The organism is Krasilnikovia sp. MM14-A1004, assembly GCF_047159485.1.
GTDB lineage: Bacteria > Actinomycetota > Actinomycetes > Mycobacteriales > Micromonosporaceae > Actinoplanes.
The window spans coordinates 4955036-4979298 of record NZ_AP038773.1 but is presented as its reverse complement, the minus strand read 5'-3'; the positions used below and the strand labels follow the sequence as shown (position 1 = coordinate 4979298).

The window sequence follows — 24263 nt, the reverse complement described above, 5'->3', positions numbered from 1 at the left end:
CCAATTCAACAAGATCGGTTTTGGGTCCAGGGGGTGGGCGGTGAGCTTCCACAATCCCCGGATGGCGTGGTCGGAGCTGGAGGGCAGGCTCAGCGGCCGGACGGTCGGCAAGCGCCGCATCGACCGACCGGACGCCCAGGCGCCGCAACGCCACCTGTACGCGGTCGACCCGCTCGCCGTGGACGCCGACGGCGGCGACTCACCCGCGTGGAGCCGTAAGCGCCAGCCGTACACCGCCGCACCGGCGTTGGTGCGCGGCGACGACCCGGTCCCGTACGCGGAGCTGCACTGCCACACGAACTTCAGCTTCCTGGACGGCGCCAGCCACCCGGAGGAGCTGGCAGAGGAGGCGACCCGCCTCGGGCTGCGCGGCCTGGCGGTCACCGACCACGACGGGTTCCAGGGCGTGGTGCGGTTCTCCCAGGCGGCGCGGGAGCTGGGCCTGCCCACGATCTTCGGCGCGGAGCTGTCCCTGGACCTGTCCAAGCCGCAGAACGGCGAACCCGACCCGGAGGGCCGCCACCTGCTGGCACTCGCCCACGGCCCGGAGGGCTACGCGCGGCTGGCCAGCACGATCTCCCGCGCCCAGCTGGCGGGCAAGGAGAAGGGCAAACCGAAGTACGGAGACCTGGAGCAGGTCGCCGAGGTGCTACGCGACCACGTGCTGGTGCTCACCGGGTGCCGCAAGGGCAGCGTCCCGCGCGCCCTGGCCACCGGCGGCACGGTCGCGGCGGCCCGGGAGCTGGACCGGCTCGTCGCCCTGTTCGGGGCGGCCAACGTGGCGGTGGAGCTGACCAGCCACGGCGACCCGTACGACGACGACCGCAACGACGCGCTGGCCGAGCTGGCAACACAACGCCACCTGCCGGTGGTGGCGACGAACAACGTGCACTACGCGACGCCGGGGCGGCGGCGGCTGGCCACCGCGCTGGCGGCGGTACGGGCGCGGCGCAGCCTCGACGAGATCGACGGCTGGCTGCCCGCGGCGGGCTCCGCGCACCTGCGCAGCGGCGCGGAGATGGCCCGGCGTTTCGCCGCGTACCCGGATGCGGTGCCGAACGCGGCCATGTTCGGCGAGGATCTCGCGTTCGACCTGAACCTGGTGGCGCCGAAGCTGCCGGATTTCAAGATTCCGGAGCCGGGGCACACGGAGATGAGCTGGCTGCGCGAGCTGACCATGCGCGGGGCACGGGAACGCTACGGTCCGCCGCAGGCGCACCCGAAGGCGTACGCGCAGCTGGAGCACGAGCTCGCGATGATCGAGACGCTGAAGTTCCCGGGCTACTTCCTGGTGGTGTACGACATCGTCCGGTTCTGCCGGGAGAAGAACATCTACTGCCAGGGCCGGGGTTCGGCGGCCAACTCGGCGGTCTGCTACGCGCTGCGCATCACCAATGTGGACGCCGTCGAGTACGACCTGCTGTTCGAGCGTTTCCTGGCCCCGGAACGGGACGGCCCGCCGGACATCGACGTGGACATCGAGTCGGACCGCCGCGAGGAGGTCATCCAGTACGTCTACGAGACCCACGGCCGGGAGCACACCGCCCAGGTCGCCAACGTGATCACGTACCGGCCCCGGTCGGCGGTGCGGGACATGGCGAAGGCGTTCGGCTTCTCGCCCGGTCAGCAGGACGCGTGGAGCAAGCAGATCGACAGGTGGGGCAGCGTCGCCGCGGTCGACGTCGACGACATCCCGGAGCAGGTGGTCGAGTTCGCCAACGAGGTGCAGAACTTCCCCCGGCACCTGGGCATCCACTCCGGCGGCATGGTGATCTGCGACCGGCCGATCATCGAGGTGTGCCCGGTGGAGTGGGGCCGCATGCCCGGCCGCACCGTGCTGCAGTGGGACAAGGACGACTGCGCCGCCATCGACCTGGTGAAGTTCGACCTGCTGGGGCTGGGCATGCTGTCGGCGCTGCACTACGCGTACGACATGATCGAGTCCGATCTGGACATCAGCACGATGCGCCTGGACGACCCCGAGGTGTACGACATGCTGTGCCGGGCCGACTCGGTCGGGGTGTTCCAGGTGGAGAGCCGCGCGCAGATGGCCACGCTGCCCCGGCTGAAACCGCGGGAGTTCTACGACCTGGTGGTCGAGGTGGCGCTGATCCGGCCGGGGCCGATCCAGGGCGGCTCTGTGCACCCGTTCATCCGGCGCAAGAACGGCAAAGAGGAGGTCACCTACCCGCATCCGCTGATGCGCAACGCGCTGGAGAAGACGCTGGGGGTGCCGCTGTTCCAGGAACAGCTCATGCAGCTGGCCATCGACGTGGCCGGGTTCAACCCGGCCGAGGCGGACCAGTTGCGCCGCGCGATGGGCTCGAAACGTTCGGCGGAGAAGATGGATCAGATCAAGGAGCGACTGTACGCGGGGATGGCCGCGCGCGGCATCACCGGCGACCTGGCCGACGACCTGTTCGTCAAGCTGTCCGCGTTCGCCAGCTACGGCTTCCCGGAGAGCCACGCGATGAGCTTCGCCTACCTCGTGTACGCCAGCGCCTGGCTCAAGCGCTACCACCCCGCCCCGTTCTGCGCGGCGCTGCTCAACGCGCAGCCGATGGGCTTCTACTCGCCGCAGTCGCTGGTGGACGACGCCCGCCGCCACGGCGTCGAGGTGCGCCGCCCCGACATCAACCTCAGCAACGCGGCCGCGACGCTGGAGTCGACAGCGCAGACCCGGTGGGGTTCGGCGCCGGGCGAGCCCCCGCACGCGTGGGGACTGGACGGCCCGGCCGTCCGCATGGGGCTGTCCAGTGTCCGTACCATCGGCGACGAGCTGGCCGAGACGATCGAGCGGGAACGGGCGAACGGCCCGTACCGGAACATGGCGGATCTCGCCCGGCGGACCGGATGCTCGGCCGCCCACCTGGAGGCGCTCGCCACCGCGGACGCTTTCGCGGGTTTCGGCCTGTCCCGGCGCGAAGCGCTGTGGGCGGCCGGCGCGGCCGCCCAGGACAAGCCGGACCGGCTGCCGGGGACCGTCACCGGCACGGACGCCCCGATGCTGCCCGGCATGTCCGAGGTGGACCGCCTGGTCGCGGACGTGTGGGCGACCGGGCTGTCCCCCGAGACCCACCCGGCGCAGTTCCTGCGCGCCCAGCTGGACGCCGCGGGTGCGCTGCCGATCACCCGGCTGAGCCGCGTCGAGGCGGGCACCCGGATCCGGGTCGGCGGGATCGTCACGCACCGGCAGCGGCCCGCGACCGCGGGCGGCGTCACCTTCGTCAACCTGGAGGACGAGACGGGCATGCTCAACGTCACCTGCTCGCCCGGCCTGTGGCAGCGCTACCGGCGGGTGGCCCGCACCAGCGCCGCGCTGCTGGTGCGCGGGCGGCTGGAGAAGAGCGAAGGGGTGCTCAACCTGGTGGCCGACCGCCTCGACGTGCTCACCCCGCCGGTCACCCCGGCCTCCCGCGACTTCCGCTGACCCGCGCGGCGCGGGTCACCCACCTCAGCTGGCGGTGAGCTTGAGCAGCACGGCGGGTCGGCTACCACCACCCTCACCGATTCCCGTCGCCTCGCCCGGCTCGACGGTGGCGCTGTCCGCGACGCCGTTGACCGTGTAGTCGGCCACAGTGGTGTGCTTGCTGTCGCTGAACACCAGGAACGCGTCACTCAGCTCCATGGTCACCCATCCGTTCGGGGCGAGGAGCCGGAAGCAGAACGGGTCGCGGTTGCGGCTGCGCACCTGGATGAAGTCGCCCCCGGCGCTGCAGTCGGTGAGCAGCAGATGCCCGTCACCCTTCTTGAGCCGGATGTTCCGGTCCGCGAAGATCTTGTCGGCATTGGGGTAGTCGAAAGTCTCCACCAGGGACGATGCGTCGGCGCCCGGGTTGGGATCCGCGTCATCCGCCATGGCTGCGACCGCACCACCGAACAACGTGCCCGCTGTCACCGCTGCAACGCCCACATATCCCCAGAGCCGCATGTCGTACCCCCATGTGTTGAACCATTGATCGACTCGGTCGGGGGCTGAGGTTACCGGCTGCCCGGCGGTGTTCGCGCGCGGGTCCTCAGTGACTACCGCCACCCGCAGAGAACCATGATCTTGACTATAGTCACGCCCGCCAGGGAGGGACATCATGAAGCGGGGGATTTACTTGCGTCACTTGAAGTCCAGGCTGCGATCGTTGCTGACGTTGACCGTCGCGACATCGCTCCTGTTCACCGGCGTACCGATGGAGGCCCTCGGGGCCGAGGCTGAACCGGCGGGCACCGACCGGGCCCAGGTACTGCAGTTGATGAAGACCGGCGGCCGGGGCGTCGCCCAGGCTGCCGAGGCGGCTCTGACCGGCACCGACCAGGACGTCCACGAGTTCCTGACCACGGGATACCCGCAGGCGGAGACGGACGACCTGCAGGTCCGGGCGACGCAACTGATGGCGGCGGGCGGACCGGGTGTCAAGGCGGCCGCGCAGCAGGCACTCGGCGGGACGACCGCGGAACTGAGGTCCTTCGTGGAGACCGGCTGGCGCAAGCCGGCCGAGGACGACCTGCAGGTCCGCATCGCCCAGGTCATGTCCACGGGTGGGCCCGGCGTCAAGTCGGCCGGCCAGAAGGCACTCCAGGGCACGCCCGACGACATGCGGGCGTTCCTGCTGGCAGGGCAGTTCGATGCCAAGTCGGACGACGATCAGATCCGCGTCACCCAGATCATGACGGTGGGCGGACCCGAGGTCCGCAAGGCGGCGCAGCGAGCCCTGGCCGGAACCGACGAGGACGTCCAGTATTTCCTGCTCTACGGCTACGAGACCGCGGCGGCCCGTGACCAGGAGGCGCAGTCGATCTCGCAGCTGGTCGATCTGGCGCACGCGGCCGGAGCGGAGGCCGAGAAGCAGACCCAGATCGCCAAGGACGCCGCCGACCAGGCCGTCGTAGCGGCACAGAAGGCCAAGGAGGCGGCGCAGAAGGCCGCCGCCGAGACGGAGGCGGCCAAGGACTCCGCGGTCCGTGCCGCCGCCGCCGCGAGCCGAGCGGCGGATGCGAGCCGGCGTGCCGCCGCCGCCGCGCAGACCGCGATCCGTGCCGCCGCGGCGGCGAACGAGGCGGCGCGGGTCGCGTCCAACGCCGCGAGTCAGGCCGCGCACGCGGCAACCCGGGCAGGGCAGGCGGCAACGCGTGCCAGCAACGCCGCCGCGGCCGCCGCCACCGACAAGACCAAGGCGGCGGAGGCCAGCGCGGCTGCCAAGGCGGCCCGGGACGTCGCACGCGGGGCGCGGCTCGCCGCGGAGGCGGCGGACCAGGCGGCGAAGGCTGCCGAGGCAGCGGGGCAGGCCGCCGCGGCGGCGAGCTCCGCAGGCGGTCACGCCGACGCGGCCGCCGGTGCGGCCGGCGAGGCAGGGGACTGGGCGCAGAAGGCCGGCGCGAGCGCGGCGCGGGCTCGTCAGGCGAGTGCCGACGCACGCCGCAAGGCGGCCGAGGCGACTCGGGCAGCGAACCGCGCACAGGCCATCGCGGCCAAGGCTGCGGCAGCAGCCCGTCAGGCCCGCGATGCGGCCAACGAGGCTGCCCAACACGCCGACAACGCCGCCGCGGCAGCTGACGATGCGGTGAAGCACGCCGGCGAGTCACAGGGGGCCGCGGGGCGTGCCCAGAAGGCGGCGGACGCCGCCAAGCTGGCGGCCGACAATGCCGAAAAGGCATCCGGCATGGCGCAGAACATCGCCGCGGTTGCCCGCGAAGCCGAAGCGGAGCGGCTGGCGGAGTCCAAGGCCCGGATGATCGCGGAGGCGCAGGACGCGCAGCTCGCCCAGGAGAGCCGGCAGGCCGATTCGGCCTGGGAGGCGGGACAGGCGGCCCAGCTCGACACCGAAGCGCAGTCGCTGCTGACCGCGGCACAGGCTCCCGCAGCTCCGGTCGAAACGGTGGTGGGCAACGGCCGGAAGGTGGCTGCGCGGCTGGTGCACACCGGCGGCAGCTGGCTGCGGTCTGCGGCCGAGGACGCCCTGACCGGTACGGATGAGGACGTCGTCGCGTTCGTGCGTACCGGGATCGCGGTCGCGGTCGAGCAGGACGACCGGGCCAGCGTCGGGCACATCATCGACACGACCGCGGTGGGCGGCGAGCGACTGGCCGGGGTGGACGTGCTCGGTCTGCCGTACCCGGCGGTCAAGCAGTTCCTGGCCGACCGCTGGTACATGGGCAAGGACGACGACGACCAGATCGCCGTCACTCAGGTCATGGAGAACGGTGGCCCGGGGGTCAAGGCGGCCGCCCAGACGGCGCTGAAGGGCACGCCGGAGGACCGTGCCCAGTTCCTGGCGGTCGGGCAGTACCGGGCCGCCGAGGACGACGACCGCGTCGCTGTCACCCAGGCCATGAACACGGGTGGTCCGGAGGTGAAGGCAGCCGCACAGGCCGCATTGAACGGGCCGCCGGCGTTCCAGCGCGAATTCCTGGAAACCGAACTGTTCAAGGCCCGGGAACGCGACGCGGATACCGCCCGGCACGTGGCGCAGATCGAGTCCTACCTGGCCGACGCCGCGCAGACCGCGTCGCTCGCGCGGCAGAATGCGCAGGAGGCGCAGGCGGCGGCGTACCGGGCGGCGGGCGCGGCCAAGGAGGCAACGGACTGGGCGAACAAGGCCGTGGCCTCGGCCAAGCAGGCCAAGACCTACGCGGACCAGGCCAAGGCATCGGCGGATCAGGCGCAGAAGTCCGCCGACGAGGCGGCGTCCTGGGCGAAGAAGGCCCGTGACGCCGAGAGCTCGGCGAAGGCCGCCGCGGCCTCGGCCGCCAGGTCCGCCACCCGGGCGGCCGCCAGTGCCTCGCAGGCAAGGACGTTCGCCGACCAGGCAGCGGCCTCGGCGGCGCAGGCACGCGCGGACGCGACGGCCGCCGGCAAGTCGCGGGACGAGGCCGCGGCCGCGGCGGCGGAAGCCAAGCAGATCGCGGTGGACAAGCAGCGGCTGGAGGACTCCGCCACCCGGCAGGACGACCTCACGAACAAGGCGAACGGCCAGCTCACCGTCGATGAACAGGCGATCCTCGACCAGGGCGGCCAGGCCGCGTTGGACGAGTACCGCAAGGCCCTGGCCGACTCGAACAAGAGCATCGGGCAATGGCTGATCGACAACGGAGCCGAGATCCTGATGTCTCTGCTCGGCATCGACAACATCGTCAACTGTGTGAAGGACGGTGATGTCGGGAGTTGCCTGTGGGCACTGGTGGACGTCGGTTCGTTCTTCGTCGCGGTCGGCAAATTGCCCGCGGTGAGCAAGGCGATCCTCAAGGTGGTCAACGGAATCAGCAAGTTCTTCGAGGAGGCGTCGAAGGCCAAGAAGGTCCTGCAGCGCACCGCGAAGATCATCGAGGATGCGCGGGCAGCGCGCCGGCCGAAGGTCGAGTTCTGCGAGATCGAACTTCCCGCGGCGCTGCGATCCACGCAACAGTTCCAGACCCGTACCGCGGTGTTGACCCGCCGGGCGGCGCCGGTCTTCGTCTTCGCGGCCGCCGGCAAGAAGTGCAAGGTGGACCACGTCGGTCAGGTCGACACCGACTACGGCAACAAGGGCCCGCACCTCAACATGGATAACGGCTCCGAGGTCACCATCGGCGTCGACAAGAACGGCAACCTGATCGGCTTCCCGTGGAAGAGCGCGAACAAGCTGATGCCCAGCGACAAGCACATCCAGACGGCGGTCGACTTCCTGATGAACTCGCAGGCCGGGCGGACCAAGTTGCTGAGAAACACCGAGGGTGCCCTCGACCAGATCAAGGCCGGTAAGATGAAGGTCAACGACCCGAACATGATCGTCCGGATGAAGCAGGTGTGCTACCGGCTGCGGAAGTTGGGCGTGGACTGATGCCGTCGTACATCGACTTCTTCGCCGGCTTCGCCGCCACCGGGCGGGTGCTCGACGTCGGGGTGGGTTCCGTCCCCGACGACTGGTCCACAGCGCTGGGTGCGGACTTCACCGACGAGAGCGGATCCGCCCATCATCTGGTCCGGCAGTTCGGCCTGGTCGACGCGCATTTCGACGACAGCTCCGGCGGGTGGACCTGCAATCTGGTCAATCTGCGCCCCGGCCAGTTGTACCGCTTCGACGACTGGGTGCCGCAGCCCATCGTGGCGCGGTTCGGCGCGTTTCCGGGCCGGATCCCGTTCGAGGAGCTCGTGGACCCGGTGTCCGGTGCGGGGCTCGAGATCCATCACATCACCCGGACGCACCCGGCCACCCTGGAGGAGTACTGGATCCCCGAGAGCAAGGTCAGGTTCTCCTTGATCTCGGAATACCAGGTGGACGACTTCCCGGCTTTGCGGGTCGGGGACGTCTGGTCGGTCGGCATCGATGCGCGGATCGACATTCCGGCGGACCAGCGGACGCGGTACCGCTGAACACGCCACGCCGACACCCCGGCAGCGGCCGGAGGCGCGCCCTGCGCGCGGCCGATACGCTGCCGGGGTGGACAGCACATCGACGCGCCCGGCCCGGCCCATCGTCACCGCCCGCACCGCGGCGGTCTGGCAGGTGCTGCGGCGCGAACAGGAGCGCCAGGGCGGCCGCGAGCTGACCGTGCTCGACGTCGGCGGCGGCACCGGCGGCTTCGCGGTGCCGCTGGCCGAGGCCGGGCACCGGGTCACGGTCGTCGACGCCAGCCCGGACGCACTCGCCGCCCTGGACCGGCGCGCCGCCGACGCAGGCGTGGCCGACCGGGTCCGGGCAGTGCAGGGCGACGGCGACGCGCTCGGCGGCCTGGTCGCACCGGGCAGCGTCGACCTGATCCTCTGCCACGCCGTCCTGGAGGTGGTCGACGAGCCCGCCGAGGTGGTCGCGGCGATCACGGCCGCGCTGCGGCCCGGCGGCGCGCTCAGCCTGCTGGTCGCCGGTCGCGCCGCGGCGGTGCTCGGCCGGGCCGTCAACGGGCACCTGTCGGCGGCGGCCGCGCTGGTCGACGACCCGGAGGGCCGCGCCGGGCCGCGCGACACGCTGCGGCGCCGCTACGACGCTGACAGCGCGGCGGCGCTGCTCACGGCCGCGGGCCTCACGATCGAGGAGATTCACGGGGTACGGGTGCTGGCCGACCTGCTGCCCGCCGCGGTCGTCGAGTCGGATCCGCAGTTGTTGCTGGATCTGGAGTTGTCCCTGGCCACCCAGCCGCCGTTCCGCGACATCGCCGCCCAGCTGCACGTGTTCGCGCGGCGCCCGTGACGGCACCGATCGTCGTCCCCGCGGACCATCTGCCCGACGACGCGTTCGCCCCGATCCGTCCCGCGTACGGCACGGGCAGCCTGGCCGACCTGCTGCCCGGCGTCTGCGCGGTGCTCGGCGTGCCGGGCGCGGCGGACGTCCTCGGCATCGGCGAGCACCTTTCCGGCGTGGAGCGCGTCGCGGTGCTGCTCGTGGACGGCCTCGGCACGTACCAGTTGCCGGTGATCTCGCCGCACGCTCCCGTCCTGGCCGGGCTGGTCGCCGGTGGTCCCGGCCGCGTGCGGACCCTGACCTGCGGATTCCCGTCCACCACCCCGGTCAGTCTGGTCAGCCTGGGTGCGGGGGCGCCGCCGGGGGCGCACGGGATCCTGGGATTCACCGTACGCAAGCCCGACGGCGGCATCCTCAACCACATCCACTGGGACGACGACCCCGACCCGCGCGTCTGGCAGCCCGTGCCGACCCGGCTGGAGGCGGCCGCCGCGGCCGGGGTGGCGGTCACCGCCGTGACCCGTCCCGAGTACGAGGGCAGCGGTCTGTCCGTGTCCGCGAACCGGGGCGGGGTGTTCGCCGGTGCCGCCGACCACGGTGCGCTGGCCGACCGGATGCTGGCCGCGCTGCGCGCGGGGGACGGCCCCGCGCTGGTCTACGGCTACCACCCCGACCTGGACCGCACCGGCCACGAGGACGGCGTGGACTCGGCCGCCTGGCGGACCGCGGCGCGCGGTGTCGACGAGCTGCTGGACCGGCTGGTCACGGGCCTGCCGCCGGGGGCCGCCCTGCTGGTCACGGCCGACCACGGCCAGCTCAACGTGCCGGTGGACGCCCGCGTGGACATGGCGGACGATCCGGCGCTGTCCGCGGGCGTGACCGCCGTGGCGGGGGAGCCCCGGGTGCGGTACCTGCACACCGCGGACGGTGCCCGCGACGACGTGGCCGCCGCCTGGCGCGAACGGCTGGGCGAGCGGGCGTGGGTCCTGACCCGCGACGAGGCGATCGCTCAGGGCTGGTTCGGTCCGGTGCCGCCCGGGCACGCGGGGCGCATCGGCGACGTCGTGGTGATCTGCCTGGACCGGACGATCGTGGTGGCGTCCGGGTGGGAGCCGCCGATCCTGGGTCGGCTCGTCGCGTACCACGGCTCGGTGACCGCCGCCGAGATGACCGTGCCGCTGCTGATCGCCCGCTGATCGGATTCTGTCGTACCCGGCGGTTAGGTTCGCGGGCGTGGGACGCAGCCAGGCGGTGCGCAGCGGCGGACGGGACCCGCGCTTCGGCCCGGCAGCCGACGATGCGGGCTGCACCGTGCTGCATGTCGACATGGATGCGTTCTTCGCCGCGGTCGAGGTTCGCCGCCGCCCCGAGCTGCGCGGCCGGCCCGTGGTGGTCGGCGGCGTCGGCCCGCGCGGGGTGGTCAGCTCGGCCAGCTACGAGGCCCGCCGGTTCGGGGTGCGCAGCGCCATGCCCGCCGCGCGGGCTCGCGCGCTCTGCCCGCAGGCGGTGTTCCTGCCGCCGGACTTCGCGGCATATTCGGCGGCGTCCGAGGCGGTGATGACCGTCTTCCGCGACGTCACGCCCCTGGTCGAGCCGCTCTCGTTGGACGAGGCGTTCCTCGACGTGGCCGGTGCGCGGCGGTTGCTGGGCCGCCCCGCCGCGATCGCCCGCCTGATCCGCGAGCGGGTGTTCGAGGAGCAGCGGCTCACCTGCTCGGTCGGGGTCGCCCCGAGCAAGTTCATCGCGAAGCTGGGTTCCACCCGCGCGAAGCCGGACGGGATGATCGTCGTCCCGCGGGCCCTGGTGCTGGATTTCCTGCATCCGCTGCCGGTCGACGCGCTGTGGGGTGTCGGCGAGCGCGCGGCCGAGACGCTGCGCCGGCTGGGCCTGACCACGGTCGGCGACCTCGCCCGGGCCCCGGTCGGCATGCTGCGCCGGGCCGTGGGGGAGGCCGCCTCGGCGCATCTGCACGAGCTGTCCTGGGGTCGCGATCCGCGCCGGGTCGAGCCCGAGCATGTGGAGAAGTCCGTGGGCGCCGAGCTGACCTACGACACGGACGTGTCCGACCCGGAGGTCATCCGGCGCAGCCTGCTGGCGCTGTCCGACAAGGTGGGGATCCGGATGCGGGCGGCCGGGCTGGTCGGGCACACCGTCTCGATCAAGGTGCGGCTGGCCGACTTCCGGACGGTGAGCCGCTCGCGCACGATGCCATCCGCCACGGATGTTGCGCGGGAGATTTTTGCGACCGCATGGGCACTGTTCGATGCGTACGGTGCCACCGAGCAGATCCGGCTGATCGGGGTCCGGATGACCGGTCTGGCCTCCGCCGCCACCGCGTCACGGCAGCTCACACTGGGTGAGCCGGAGCACGGCTGGCGCGAGGCCGAGGCCGCCGCCGACGCCGCGGCGGCCCGCTTCGGGGCCGGAATCGTCGGTCCAGCCAGTCTTTTGGGACGAACCGATCTTCGGCGGACCGAAAATCACCCCTACTCGACGGTCGTCCCGCTTTCCGACCCGCCAACCCCCTCGTAGACTCGAAGGAAGGCAGCCGAACGGCTGTCTTGAGTCATCGGTCACACTCAGTTGTCCGGCGCACCTCGCCTGCCGGTCATACTGCAGTACCCGACCCCAGCCTGGGGGCCGGACATGCGCCCGGGGAGGAATGCCGTGCCGCTCTCGGAGCACGAGCAGCGGCTGTTCGATCAGATCGAGCGGTCGCTTGCCGAGGACCCCAAATTCGCCTCGGCTGTGCGGGCCAGTGACCCGCGTTTCCACGCACGGCGCCGGATCCTGGTCGCGGCGTTCGTGTTGATTGCCGGCCTGGCGCTGCTTGTCTACGGCGCGGCGAGCAAGAACATCCCGCTCGGCGTCGCCGGATTCGTCGTCATGCTCGGCGCGGCCGCCTTCGCGATGCAGTCACGACGCCGCGCGCAGGCCCCCGACCTGCACGCCGTCGGCGGCACCGCCAGCCGCCGCACCAGGCAGGCCCGCAAGGCCGGCCTGCTGGACCGCCTCGAGGACAGGTGGCGCCAGCGGCCGGAGGGTCACCGCTGACGCGCTGACCAGGCACCAGGCGACGAATGGCGGCCGCTGCGGCCGCCATTCGCCTTTCGTGCGTGTAGGTGCCGATCCGGGCGGCTCCACCCGGTGTTGGCCCCGTTGACCGTCTCAGATGTCGGCAAGCTTGCGCAGGACGTACTGGTTGAGGCTGATGCCATCCTCTGCTGCGTGGATGGCGAGTTCCCGGTGCAGGCCCTCTCCGACGCGGACGTTGAACTTGCCGGAATAGCTACGTTCCCCGAACGGCTGCGGAACCGGTTCGTCGTTCTGAAGCATGTCCGTGATCACGTCGCGGAGTACGGCCTCCAGACCGGTCAGGGCCTCGAACTGCGAGGTCGCCAGCCAGGACAGCGACGGGAACTCAGCGCAGGTGGCGACGAACTCGTCGTCCTCGGCCGACCACCGTACGCGGTAGGTGTAGTGCGACACGTGGGGGGCGTCGGCGGTCTCCGTCACGGGGTCTCCTCCTTCGTCGCGTGCAGTACTATCCCGGAACGGCGAGCAAGGTGACGTCAGCGGGCGCGGCCGGCGAGGAGGCGGCGGGGGCTGAAGCGGGTCATCACGTCGCGGCCGCGCCCCATCGCGCCGATCCAGCGGGTCGAGCGGTCCGCCATCCCCATCCGCCAGCGCAGCAGCACCGACGGCGGCAGCAGCACCGCGGCGATCCGGGTACGCCGCCGCGCCGTACGGGCCAGACCCTTGCGGACGTGGCCCAGCGCGTCGGTCAGCTCCCCGCCCTGCAGCGGCGCCCGCGCGTACCGGGCGCGTTCCTCGGCGCGGCCGAGCAGGGTGGCCGAGTCGGCCGGCACGCCGGTGAGGGTGGCGTCGCGGACCAGCCGCCCCGCGGTGACCCGGGGGGTCTCCGTGGGATCGACCGACACCCGGTAGTCGATCATCGTGTCGACCAGCTCGTCCCAGGCGGCGTGGGCGTCCTCGCGGGCCCGTACGGTCTCGGTGGTGACCGTGACCTCGGGGGAGCCCGGCGGTCCGGCCTGCGCTGCGACCACCGGTTGCCGGGGGACGGTGGCGTGGTGGCGGCGCCGGCGGCGCAGGGCCCGCAGCGTGGCCGGGACCAGCAGCAGCGCCACCAGCAGGGCCCCGATCGCCACGGCCCACAGCGGGGTCGAGGATCCGGAGTCCGGTGCGGAGGTGCCCGCCGCGCCGAGGTCGCGGTCCAGCTGACTGCGGCCGCGGCGGTCGACGTCCTCGGGGCCGCCGGACGGGTTCACCCCGGGGGCGGCCGCCGAGCTGGACGCGGAGGCGCTCGGGGTGGGGCGGTCGACGTCGGGGGCCCAGTCGGTCCGGCTGGCGCCCTGCACTCCGGCGGCGGGGGTCGCGTCGAACGGCACCCAGCCGAAGCCCTTCAGGTACACCTCGGTCCAGGCGTGCAGGTTCCGGTTGGTCAGCACGTACGTGTCGCCGTCGCGGTTGCTGCCGCGGGTGAAGCCGAACGCGACCCGCGCCGGGATGCCGGCCTGCCGGACCATCCACGCCATCGCGGCGGCGTACTGCTGGCAGAAGCCGATCTTGTTCTTGAGGAAGCTGGCGATGTCGGAGCCGGAGGTGCCGGTCTGGGTCTGCAGGCTGTAGACGAAGCCGTTCTCCCGGGAGAAGTGCTTGTAGATCGCCATGATCTTGTCGTAGTCGGTGCGCTGGCCCTTGGTCAGCTTGCTGACCAGCTTCGCGACCTCGTCGTCGCGCGGCACGGTGGTGTACTCCGTGCGCAGCGGGTTGTCGCGGGCCAGCGACGGGGCGGTGCGCAGGGTCGCCGGGGTGAACCGGGCCCGTACGTAGTCGAACGAGTACTTCTTGCCCTTGGTGGTGGTGCGGTTGGAGTAGAAGACCTGCATGGTCGGGTCGTAGGACCAGCCGCCGTCGAGCTTGTCGGTGTCGACGACCGCGGAGTAGACCGGCGCCAGCGGCATGTTGAGGCTGTTCGTCACCTGGACGGTGGCGTGGTAGCGCTGGTACGACGGAATGTCGGTCTCGGCGTCCTCGCGCGGGTCCGGCAGCCCCTTGGCGACCGGCTTGCCGCTGGGGGAGCGGTTCGTGAAGCCCTGGTCGGTGACCACGTCGGCGACGCCGAACCGCAGGTAGAACGGGTCCGTCTCGGTGGTGGTGACCCGGACCATCTCGGTGGTGTTGGACTGGGCGAGCTGCCCGCTCAGCGACGCGAACAGGTTGACCCGGCCGTTGCCGCCGGGGCCGAACCCGCCCGGCCCGGCGCCCGCCCCGGACTGGGTCAGGCTCGACAGCAGCCCGTTGCTGAGGCCGGGCACGGCCAGCGGCAGCAGGACGGCGACGGCCACGCCGACCACGGCGAGGCGGCGGCCCGCGGCGGCCAGCGGCGACGGTTCCCACACGTCGACGTCGCGGCCGTCGCCGGTGAACCGGCGCCCGAAGCGGCGTACCCGGTCGACGTTGTCCGCGACGAGCAGCCAGAGGAAACCGGCGGCGCCGATGATGAACGGCAGCACCGGCACGCTGTCGACGTAGACCGCCACCGGGACGGAGTAGATGGCCAGCATGGGCAGCCCGGCCAGGGCGGGGCGGCGCAGCACGACCGTGATGAGGTCGACGGCGATGGCCACCGCGCCGATGCCCAGGACCGCGACGAACAGCAGCCCGTCGAGGTCGGGCACGGGTACGGCGTACGCGCGGGTGTCGTTGCCGGCCTCGGTGAACAGCCGGCCGAAATGTTCCAGGGTGTCCGGTGTCGGCACCAGCGACAGCAGCTCGTCACCGCTGGGGAACATCCAGGTGAGCACGAGCAGCAGCACCATGACCATGCTCAGCGCCTGCGCCCAGGTGGGGAACCGCAGCGTACGGGCCAGCACCGCGGCGCCCGCGATGAGCGCGACCATGAGGACGCACTGCATGAGCCAGGTCCACGAGCTGAAGATCGCGGACAGCGGCGCGGCGGCCAGCAGGGTGGCCGTGGCGGCGACGATGCCGAGGCGGCGGCGCCCGGTCATCGCACGCCCCCCGCCACGGTCTCGGCCATCGCGGCGCGCCACGCGAAGCCCTGCGATCCGCGGGCGGCGGCCGGCCACAGCGCGGGCAGCGTGTCGCCGTGTGCGACGGGTACGGAACGCCAGCCGCTGCGGACCAGCGCGAGGGCGGACGCGGCGTGCGCCTTGTCGGCCTCGGCGCGGTCCGGCTCGCTCATGGCCGACCAGGTGGTGCTGTCGATCGGGAAGCCGATGCAGGTGGCGCCGTTGCCGCGCAGCCCGCTGAGCACCTCCGCCTCGGGCACGGTCAGCGACCCGAACAGGCCGATCACCAGGCCGCCGTCGGCGCGGCGGCGTACCTGCTCGACCAGGGTCGAGATGTCGCCGGCCTGCGTGAGCTCGACGTCGGCGAGGGTGTCCAGGATGATCCCCTCGCCGTCTGTCGCGTCGATGTCGACGCCGGAGCCGGTGACCAGGCGCAGCTTGTACCCGGACTGGCGCAGGTGCACAGCGATGCTGGCGGCCGCGGAGACGGCCCATTCGAAGCTGGCGGTCGGCCCCTCGCCGCGGTGGGCGTAGAAGCGGGTGTCCAGCACGACAGTGGCGCGGCTCTCCCAGGGCTGCTCCTCGCGGCGCACCATCAGCTCACCGGTACGGGCGGTGGAGCGCCAGTGCACCCGGCGCAGGTCGTCGCCGCGCCGGTACTCGCGGGTCGCGGCGTCGTCCTCGCCGTGCACCGCCACGGAGCGGGCCCGGCTCTCCCCGGTGCCGTTGTACTCGCCCGCCAGCCGGACCGATGGCAGCGCCACCACCTGCGGGATCACCGTGAGCTTGTCGACGCTGGGGAAGGAGCGGTTCAGCTCGCACAGCCCGAACGGGTCGGTCAGACGGATCACCAGCGGGCCGATCGCGTACCGGCCGCGCACGTCGGCGCGCACCGTGTACGCCACCGAGCTGGCCTGGTGGGCGCCGAGGCGTTCCAGCACGACGCGGGGGCGGCTGCCCAGCGCGTACGGCAGGCGGTCCTCCAGCATCAGGGTGCCGGTGGGCAGTCGGGACAGGTTCTGCAGGCGCAGGATGACCCGGGCGCTGGTGCCGACCGGGGTCCGGCCGGGGTCCAGCGAGCGGGTGCAGGCCAGCTTGTACCGGCTGCGCCCGACGTACGCGGCGGCCAGCAGCGGCAACGCCGCCAGCAGCACCGCGACGCGCAGCAGGTCCCGTTCGCCCAGGACGAACGCGGAGACCGCCGCGGCCGCCGCGGCGGCCAGGAACGAACGGCCTCTGGTCGTCAAGCCCCGGAGGGCTTCCCGCATGCTCATCGCCCCCGGGAGTCGAAATGCGCCCGCCCGTCACCGGCGGCGCGGGTGTCGTACGGCGAGCGGGCCCGATCGTGCGGCAGCGGCAGCCGGTGCACGATCTCGGCCACGATGGCGTCGGTGGTGCGCCGGTTCAGCTGGGCGTCGGCGGTCGGGATGATGCGGTGCGCCAGCACCGGCACCGCCAGCGCCTGCAGGTCGTCGGGCAGCACGTAGTCGCGGCCCTCCAGGGCGGCGACGGCCTTGGCGGTGCGCAGCAGCTGCAGGGTGCACCGGGGCGAGGCGCCCAGGCGGATCTCGGGGGCCTCCCGGGTCGCGGTGACCAGGGCGATCGCGTACTGCTGGACGGCCTCGGCGGCGTGCACGTCGTGGACCGTGGCGATCAGGCGGCGCACCAGGGCGGCGTCGGCGACGGGGCGCAGGTTGTTCAACGGGTCCGCCGCGCCGTGCCCGCCGAGCATGGCCAGCTCGGCGCGCGGGTCGGGGTAGCCCATGGCGATACGGGCGGTGAACCTGTCGCGCTGCGCCTCGGGCAACGGGTACGTGCCCTCCATCTCCATCGGGTTCTGGGTGGCGATGACCATGAACGGCGACTGCAGCTCGTACGTGGTGCCGTCGACCGTGACCTGCCGCTCCTCCATGCACTCCAGCAGCGCGGACTGGGTCTTCGGCGAGGCCCGGTTGATCTCGTCGCCGACCACCAGGTTGGCGAAGACCGCGCCCGGTTTGAACTCGAAGTCCCGAGTCTCCTGGTTGTAGACGCTCACGCCCGTGACGTCACTGGGCAGCAGGTCCGGGGTGAACTGGATGCGGCGTACGGAACAGTCGATGGAACGGGCGAGCGCCTTGGCGAGTTTCGTCTTGCCGACGCCGGGTACGTCCTCGATCAGCAGGTGGCCCTCCGCCAGAAGCACGGCGAGCGCCAGCCGGACCGTCGCGCTCTTGCCCTCGATGACCTGTTCGATGTTGGCCATGATGGCTTCGCTGGCGGCGCGGAACTCGTCGCTCGACAGCGGGCCGCCGGGCTGGTCCCAGGATGGCGTTGTCACGGGCCTCCTCCAAGTACGTTCATGCCCTCCCCGTGCCATACGCAGAGAAGGACCCGAAGGTTCGCGGGCGGCCGGCGGTCCGTGGGGCCCCCGGCGCTCGCCGCCCGTTCTCACAGGTTATCCCGCTGGGGACAACTCACCGACCCGGTCGAACGGGCCCTTACGTAGGGTGAGGAACCGGACACGCATACCAACTTGGTAAAGAACAGAACATTGATCCATGTCCATTCGGCGATCACCGTGATCGTCCCCGGAGGCTTCCGCGGCGCTCGGGGCGCCCGGCCGAGCGGGTGACTGTCGCGCCCGGCGGAAAGTGACTCGATGTACGTGCGTCAATCCGTATTGCGAGCGAAACGCGCTTTGTGGCTACTGCGGGTCAGTGCACCGTTACGAATCTCGACTAAGTAACGAATTTGACAGGCGTCTAGTTATCTCCGCCGGGGGAGATGAACATCACCCCTCGACTGGCCACAGACGTGGGGTGGACTCCGTCGCGGGGGCGCAAGGCCCAGCGGACGGTGCCCACCTGAGCCCGGCCGAGAGGGGCCTGAATTGAATCCGTTGTCAGCATCGTCGCTGAACCGGCGATGGACGGCAGCAGCCGCTGGCGTCGTCCTGCTCGCGGGGTTACTCCCCGCCCAGGCGCACGCCGCACCGAAGCCGAGAAGCGCCGCCGGCGCCGCGGACAAGCCGAGCAAGGGCGAACAACTCGCCAACTACGACTCGCGTGACTCGCTGAACCCGCCCGCCGCCAAACCCGCTGTCTCGACCAAGACCGGCGGCGTCGCCGCGCAGCGCTTGGCCGCCGCAGCGAAGCCCGGCAGCCCGGTCCGCAAACTCCGCGACCAGCTCGGCGTGCAGGGCATCGTGGACCTGGATCGGGCCACCGGCACGCCCCGCCGCGTCACCCAGCTCGACGGCTTCCTGACCGCGCCCAGCCGCAAGAATCCCGACGCCATCGCACGCGACTACCTCAAGGCGCATGCGGATGTCTTCGGGCTCAGTGCGACCGACGTCGATGATCTTACACGTCGACAGGACTATGTCGATATCGAGGGAACTCATCATCTGAGCTTCATCCAGACCGTGGACGGCGTGCCGGTGTTCGGCAACGGCATCAAGGCCCACGTCGCCAAGGACGGCCGCCTGATCCAGGTGGACGGCGCCCCGCTCGCCGCGCTGCCCAGCAGCCCGGGCGCGGCCACCCTGACGGCCGAGAAGGCGCGCGCGACCGCTGTCGACAACGTCTTCGGTGAATCGCGCGCCAAGGTCGTCTCCCGCGGATCCGGGGCGACCCACGAGACGACGTTCTCGGACAACGGCTCGGCGAAGCTGGTCATGTTCCAGACCGCGGCCGGCCCGCGCCTGGCGTGGCAGACCATCGTGATGGACGGCGGCTGGATCCACGTCATCGACGCCAAGGACGGCACGACGCTGTTCCGGCAGAGCATGGTCGCCAAGGACAACGGTCTCGCGTGGCCCAACTACCCGGGCGCCCCGGCCGGCGGCTCGCAGGTCAGCGTCGACCTGAGCAAGTGGCTGCCGAACAACTCGCCGAAGCTGGCCGGCAACATCGCGCACGTCTACACGGACGTGAACGACGACAACGAGGCCAACCCGAGCGAGGAGGTCGCTCCGGCGGCCCGGCGCAGCTGGAAGTACCCGTTCACGGACTTCTCCGCCCAGGTCGGCGGCGGCTGCTCCGCGGCGTTCAAGTGTTCGTGGGACCCGACGGTGCCGTACTCGTGGCAGAAGAACCGCGGGCAGCAGGCCGTGCAGATGTACTACTTCCTCGGCAGCATGCACGACCACCTGGCCTCCCGGCCGATCGGCTTCACCCGCGCGGCGGGCAACTTCGAGGCGGTCGACGACGACGCGGTGCAGGGCCAGGCCCTCGACGGCGCCGACACGGACAACGGCCTGCCGGACGCCCAGCACGTCGACAACGCGAACATGAGCACCCCGCCGGACGGCACCCCGCCGGTGATGCAGATGTACCTGTTCCCGAACCCGAGTGACCCGACGGACCCGTTCATCGCCAGCAACTCCGGCGACGAGGCCGACATCGTGTTCCACGAGTACACCCACGGCCTGTCCAACCGCCTGGTCGTCGACGCGGCCGGTGTCTCGACCCTGGGCACGGTGCAGGCCGGTTCCATGGGCGAGGCGTGGAGCGACTGGTACGCCATGGACTTCCTGGTGTCCGACGGCCTGGAGAAGGACACGGCCAAGGACGGCGAGCTGCAGATCGGCAAGTACGTCGCCGGCGGCGGCCCGTTCCGCAGCGAGGCGCTGGACTGCTCCGTCGGCAGCACGTCGGCGGCCTGCCCCGGCACGGACGACGCGGGCCCGGGCGGCTACACGTACGGCGACTTCGGCAAGGTGGCCGGCGGTCCCGAGGTGCACGCGGACGGTGAGATCTGGGCACAGACGCTGTGGGATCTCCGCAAGGCGATCGGCAGCCGGACGGCCGAGTCCCTGGTGACGCGGGCGATGGAGCTGTCGCCGTCCAACCCGTCGTTCCTCGACGAGCGCAACTCGATCCTGCAGGCGGATCTGGTCGTCAACGACGGCCGGCTGCAGAAGACGATCTGGAAGGTGTTCGCGCACCGCGGCATGGGCTTCTTCGCCGGTGCCGTGGACGGTGACGACGCCGACGTGGTCGAGGACTTCTCGATGCCGCCCGCGGCGAACACGCCGAAGGGCTCGGTCACCGGCAAGGTCACCGACGCCGACACCGGTGCCGCGGTGGCCGGGGCGACCGTCGGCTTCGGCGGTCACGTCACCGGCTTCGCCAACAACTACGTGGCCACCACGGCGGCCGACGGCACGTACACGATCAGTGACGTGCTGCCGGGCACCTACCCGAAGGTGTTCACCAAGGGCGCCGGGTACGACACGGTGTCCAAGACGGTCACCGTCCTGTCCCGGGCGAACAGCGTCGACTGGCAGGTGCGCCGCGACTGGGCCGCCGTCGCCGGTGGCAGCAGCGTCGTCGACTTCACCGGGCCCGACTACACCCCGTTCGGGTGCGGCCCGAGCCAGCTGTTCGACCAGTCGTACGGCTCCGGCTGGGGCTCCGACGTCACCGACGCCGACGGGTACCACGTGGTGCTCAAGCTGCCCCGCAAGGTCGACATCGGCGAGCTGACCCTCGACGCCACCGCAACCTGCGGTGACGGTGGCAGCGCCTCGACCGGCAAGTTCCGGATCGAGACGTCGCCCGACGGGACGGCGTGGACGGTCGCGGCCGTGGGTCAGTTCACCGCTGCCAACCGGAACATCGCCAACCCGGTGCCGCTGACCGCGGGCAAGACCGGGGTGCAGTTCCTGAGGTACACGATGCTCTCGACCCAGGCGCAGGACCTGGGCGTGTGCGTCGACCCGAACGCGCCGTACAGCGGCTGTTCGTTCATGGACTCGACGGAGCTCGCCGTCTACGGCGTACCCTCCGCCTGATCCGCTCTCCCACCGGCCCGTCCCGCGCTCGCGGGGCGGGCCGGTGGCCTGTCTCCGGACCCCCATGGAGGGTGTGAAACCGGACACGTATATATCGACTGAATAAAGAAAGAGGCATCGGTCTAGTTCTTTCTCTGCGGGAAAATGATGATCACCGATCGACGGGCCACGGATGTGGGGTGGGCTCCGCGCGGGGCATGAGGCCCGGCGGGCGGTACCACCTGAGCCCGGCCGAGAGGGGCCTGAATGAAACCGTTGTCAGCACCGTCGCTGAACCGGCGGTGGGGGGCAGCAGCCGCAGGCGTCATCCTGTTCGCGGGGCTACTCCCCGCCCAGGCGGACGCTGCGCCGAAGCCGAAGGGCGCCGTGGGCGCCGCGGATCGGACCACCCAGGGCGAGGAACTCGCCAACTACGACTCACGTGACACGCTGAATCTCCCGGGGGCCAAGCCCTCGATCGCGGCCAAGGCCGAGGGCGCCCGCGTCACGGCGCAGCGCCTGACCGCCGCGGTGAAGCCGGGCAGCCCGGCCCGCAAGCTGCGCGACCAGCTCGGCGTCCAGGGCATCGTCGACATCGACAACGCCACGGGCACCCCGCGCCGGGTCGCCAAGCTGGACGGGTTCCTGACCGCGGCCAGCCGCAAGAAGCCGGCGACGATCGTGCGCGACTACCTCAAGGCGCACACCGACGTCTTCGGCCTCAACGCCGCCGCCGTCGACCAGCTCCAGCTGCGCAAGGACTACGTCGACATCGCGGGCACCCACCACCTGAGCTTCGTGCAGCGGGTGGCCGGTGTGGCGGTCTTCGGCAACGGGCTCAAGGCCCACGTCGCCAAGAACGGCAGCCTGGTGCAGGTGGACGGCTCGCCGCTGCCCTTCCTGCCCACCAGCGCGGGCACCGCGAAGCTGACCGCCGAGCAGGCGCGCGCCGCCGCGGTCGCCAACGTCCTCGGTGACTCCCCGGCCACTGTCGTCAAGCGCGGCGCCGGCGCCACCAGGGCCACCACCTTCTCGGACGGCGGTTCGGCGGAGCTGGTCCTGTTCCAGACCGCGTCGGGCCCGCGCGTGGCCTGGCAGGTCTACGCGAAGACCGCGGGCTGGCTGCACGTCGTCGACGCGCAGGACGGCACGGTTCTGTTCCGGCAGAGCACCGTCGCCCGCGACAGTGCCCTGGTCTGGCCGAACTACCCCGGTGCCCCCGTCGGTGGCAAGCAGGTGAAGGTCGACCTGCGCAAGTGGCTGCCGAACAACGCTCCGCGGCTGTCCGGCAACGTCGCCCACGTCACCGCCGACCTCAAGGACACCGACAAGAAGGGCAACCCGGGCGAGGAGATCGCGCCGGCCGGCACGCGCAGCTGGCAGTTCCCCTTCACCGACTTCGGTGCCCAGGTGGGCAAGGGCTGCACGGCCGCGTTCCAGTGCTCCTGGGACCCGAACACGCCGAACTCCTGGCGCAAGAACCTGTCGCAGAACGCCGCCCAGCTGTACTACTTCATCGGCACGTTCCACGACCACCTGGCCGCCAAGCCGATCGGCTTCACCCGCGCCGCCGGCAACTTCGAGGCGCGCGACGGCGACGCGGTGTCGGGCCAGGTCCTCGACGGCGCCGACACGGCCAACGGCCTGCCGGACCCGAACCACGCCAACAACGCGAACATGAACACGCCGCCGGACGGCGAGAACCCGATCATGCAGATGTACCTGTTCTACAACCCGGACCCGAAGACCAACAACACGGACGTCCCGGCCAACTCCGGCGACGAGGCCGACATCGTGTACCACGAGTACACCCACGGTCTGTCCAACCGTCTCGTGGTGGGCGCCGACGGCAAGTCCACGCTGGGCAACGTCCAGGCGGGCTCCATGGGCGAGGCGTGGAGCGACTTCTACGCGATGGACTACCTGGTCGGTTCGGGCCTGGAGACCGACACCCCGGCGGTCGGCGACGTCCTCGTCGGCAAGTACGTCACCGGGGGCCACACGATCCGCACCGAGGGGCTCGACTGCCCGGTCGGCGACACGTCGGAGGCCTGCCCCGGCACCACGCCCGCCGGTCCCGGTGGTTACACCTACGGCGACTTCGGGAAGGTCGCGGGCCGGCCCGAGGTGCACGCGGACGGTGAGATCTGGGCACAGACGCTGTGGGATCTCCGCAAGGCGATCGGCAGCCGGCAGGCTGAGTCGCTGGTGACCCGCGGGATGGAGCTGTCGCCCGCGAACCCGTCGTTCCTCGACGAGCGCAACTCGATCCTGCAGGCCGACAAGGTCGTCAACGGCGGCCGGTTGCAGAAGAAGATCTGGCAGGTGTTCGCGCACCGTGGCATGGGCTTCTTCGCCGGTGCCGTGGACGGCGACGACGCCCAGGCGGTCGAGGACTTCTCGATGCCGCCCGCGGCCAACACGCCGCGCGGCTCGCTGACCGGCAAGGTCACCGACAAGGTCACCGGGGCACCGCTCGCGTTCGCGACGGTCGGCTTCGGCGGTCACGCCTCCAGCTTCACCGACGGATTCGAGGCCATCACGGCCGCGGACGGTACGTACAAGATCGACGGCATCTTCGCGGCGACCTACCCGAAGGTCTTCGCGGCCATCGCCGGGTACGACACGCAGGACCAGACGGTGTCGATCGCGTCCCGGGTGAACACCGTCGACTGGGCCCTGCGCCGGGACTGGGCCTCCGGCCGGGGCGGCGCTTCGGTGGCGTCCTTCACCGGCGCGGACTACACAGCTGACGGATGCGGCCCCGGCCAGTTGATCGACCAGGGTCAGGCCGGATGGGTCTCCGACGCCGAGGGCACCGGCCCCGGGCAGCCGGACACCACGGCGATCAAGCCTCAGTCCGTCGTCGTCAAGCTGCCGGTGGCGGTCAACGTCGACCAGCTGACGATCAACCCGGCCACCACGTGCGGCCTGGGCGGCAGCGCCTCCACCGGTGACTACAAGCTGGAGACGTCGCAGGACGGCACCACCTGGACGCTGGCCTCGCAGGGTCACTTCACTCCGGCGCAGCGGGTCCCCAACACCATCGCCATGGCGGCGGGGACTACAGAGAAGGTGCAGTACGTCCGGTACTGGATGCTGGGCACGCAGGTGAAGGATCTGGGCGGCACGTGCCCGGACGCCTTCAGCGGCTGCGACAACGTCGCCTCGACGGAGCTCGCCGTCTACGGCACGCAGGTCAACTGACCTTCTGCGAAAGATCACCGGCCCGTCCCGCATCCGCGGGGCGGGCCGGTGCCATACCGGTTACCCGGCCGTCACCGGAGCCGGTACCATGCCTAC

The 24263-nt window shown here is 71.4% G+C and carries 14 protein-coding genes; 9 read left to right on the top strand and 5 right to left on the bottom strand.

What is annotated here, in order from left to right:
* Positions 1-40: 40 nt before the first annotated feature.
* Complete coding sequence (locus ACMCNN_RS21200) at positions 41-3430, top strand: error-prone DNA polymerase (protein ID WP_412742256.1); 3390 nt, start codon at positions 41-43, stop codon at positions 3428-3430.
* Between the two features lie 24 nt (positions 3431-3454).
* Here the strand turns inward: ACMCNN_RS21200 and ACMCNN_RS21195 are convergent, their stop codons facing one another.
* A complete protein-coding gene (locus tag ACMCNN_RS21195; RefSeq protein WP_412742255.1) occupies positions 3455-3859 on the bottom strand; it encodes a hypothetical protein in 405 nt (134 codons plus the stop codon).
* Positions 3860-4133: 274 nt separating this feature from the next.
* Between ACMCNN_RS21195 and ACMCNN_RS21190 the strand changes: the two genes are divergently transcribed.
* The 6 genes from ACMCNN_RS21190 (at position 4134) to ACMCNN_RS21165 (ending at position 12200) form a co-directional block, all read left to right on the top strand.
* Positions 4134-7808: an ALF repeat-containing protein gene (locus ACMCNN_RS21190; protein WP_412742254.1), complete on the top strand. Its 3675-nt coding sequence runs from the start codon at positions 4134-4136 to the stop codon at positions 7806-7808.
* Positions 7808-8341, top strand: coding sequence for a hypothetical protein (locus ACMCNN_RS21185; protein WP_412742253.1), 534 nt, complete (start codon positions 7808-7810; stop codon positions 8339-8341). The genes ACMCNN_RS21190 and ACMCNN_RS21185 overlap by 1 nt, the downstream gene beginning before the upstream one ends.
* 67 nt (positions 8342-8408) lie before the next feature.
* Positions 8409-9155 (top strand): methyltransferase domain-containing protein, encoded by a 747-nt coding sequence (locus tag ACMCNN_RS21180; RefSeq protein WP_412742252.1) that lies wholly within the window; start codon positions 8409-8411, stop codon positions 9153-9155.
* Positions 9152-10342 (top strand): alkaline phosphatase family protein, encoded by a 1191-nt coding sequence (locus tag ACMCNN_RS21175; protein ID WP_412742251.1) that lies wholly within the window; start codon positions 9152-9154, stop codon positions 10340-10342. Before ACMCNN_RS21180 ends, ACMCNN_RS21175 begins: the two co-directional genes overlap by 4 nt.
* A gap of 37 nt (positions 10343-10379) precedes the next feature.
* Positions 10380-11678 (top strand): DNA polymerase IV, encoded by a 1299-nt coding sequence (locus tag ACMCNN_RS21170; RefSeq protein WP_412742250.1) that lies wholly within the window; start codon positions 10380-10382, stop codon positions 11676-11678.
* Between the two features lie 135 nt (positions 11679-11813).
* Positions 11814-12200: a DUF3040 domain-containing protein gene (locus ACMCNN_RS21165; protein WP_412742249.1), complete on the top strand. Its 387-nt coding sequence runs from the start codon at positions 11814-11816 to the stop codon at positions 12198-12200.
* A 114-nt stretch (positions 12201-12314) separates the two neighbouring features.
* On the opposite strand, the gene ACMCNN_RS21160 is transcribed toward ACMCNN_RS21165, so the two are convergent.
* From ACMCNN_RS21160 to ACMCNN_RS21145, 4 genes are read right to left on the bottom strand one after another with little or no spacing between them, the layout of a single operon-like run.
* Positions 12315-12662, bottom strand: coding sequence for a type II toxin-antitoxin system HicB family antitoxin (locus ACMCNN_RS21160; protein ID WP_412742248.1), 348 nt, complete (start codon positions 12660-12662; stop codon positions 12315-12317).
* Between the two features lie 56 nt (positions 12663-12718).
* Positions 12719-15181, bottom strand: a complete 2463-nt coding sequence (locus tag ACMCNN_RS21155; protein ID WP_412742247.1) for a DUF3488 and DUF4129 domain-containing transglutaminase family protein — start codon at positions 15179-15181, stop codon at positions 12719-12721.
* Positions 15178-16470: a DUF58 domain-containing protein gene (locus ACMCNN_RS21150; protein ID WP_412742246.1), complete on the bottom strand. Its 1293-nt coding sequence runs from the start codon at positions 16468-16470 to the stop codon at positions 15178-15180. Before ACMCNN_RS21150 ends, ACMCNN_RS21155 begins: the two co-directional genes overlap by 4 nt.
* A gap of 2 nt (positions 16471-16472) precedes the next feature.
* On the bottom strand, positions 16473-17561 hold the full coding sequence (locus tag ACMCNN_RS21145; protein ID WP_412742245.1) for an AAA family ATPase: 1089 nt from the start codon (positions 17559-17561) through the stop codon (positions 16473-16475).
* Positions 17562-18074: 513 nt separating this feature from the next.
* Here ACMCNN_RS21145 and ACMCNN_RS21140 point away from each other — a divergent pair.
* On the top strand, positions 18075-20981 hold the full coding sequence (locus ACMCNN_RS21140) for a M36 family metallopeptidase (RefSeq protein ID WP_412742244.1): 2907 nt from the start codon (positions 18075-18077) through the stop codon (positions 20979-20981).
* Between the two features lie 246 nt (positions 20982-21227).
* Entirely contained in the window at positions 21228-24167 is a 2940-nt protein-coding gene (locus tag ACMCNN_RS21135; RefSeq protein ID WP_412742243.1) for a M36 family metallopeptidase, read from the top strand.
* Positions 24168-24263: the final 96 nt, after the last annotated feature.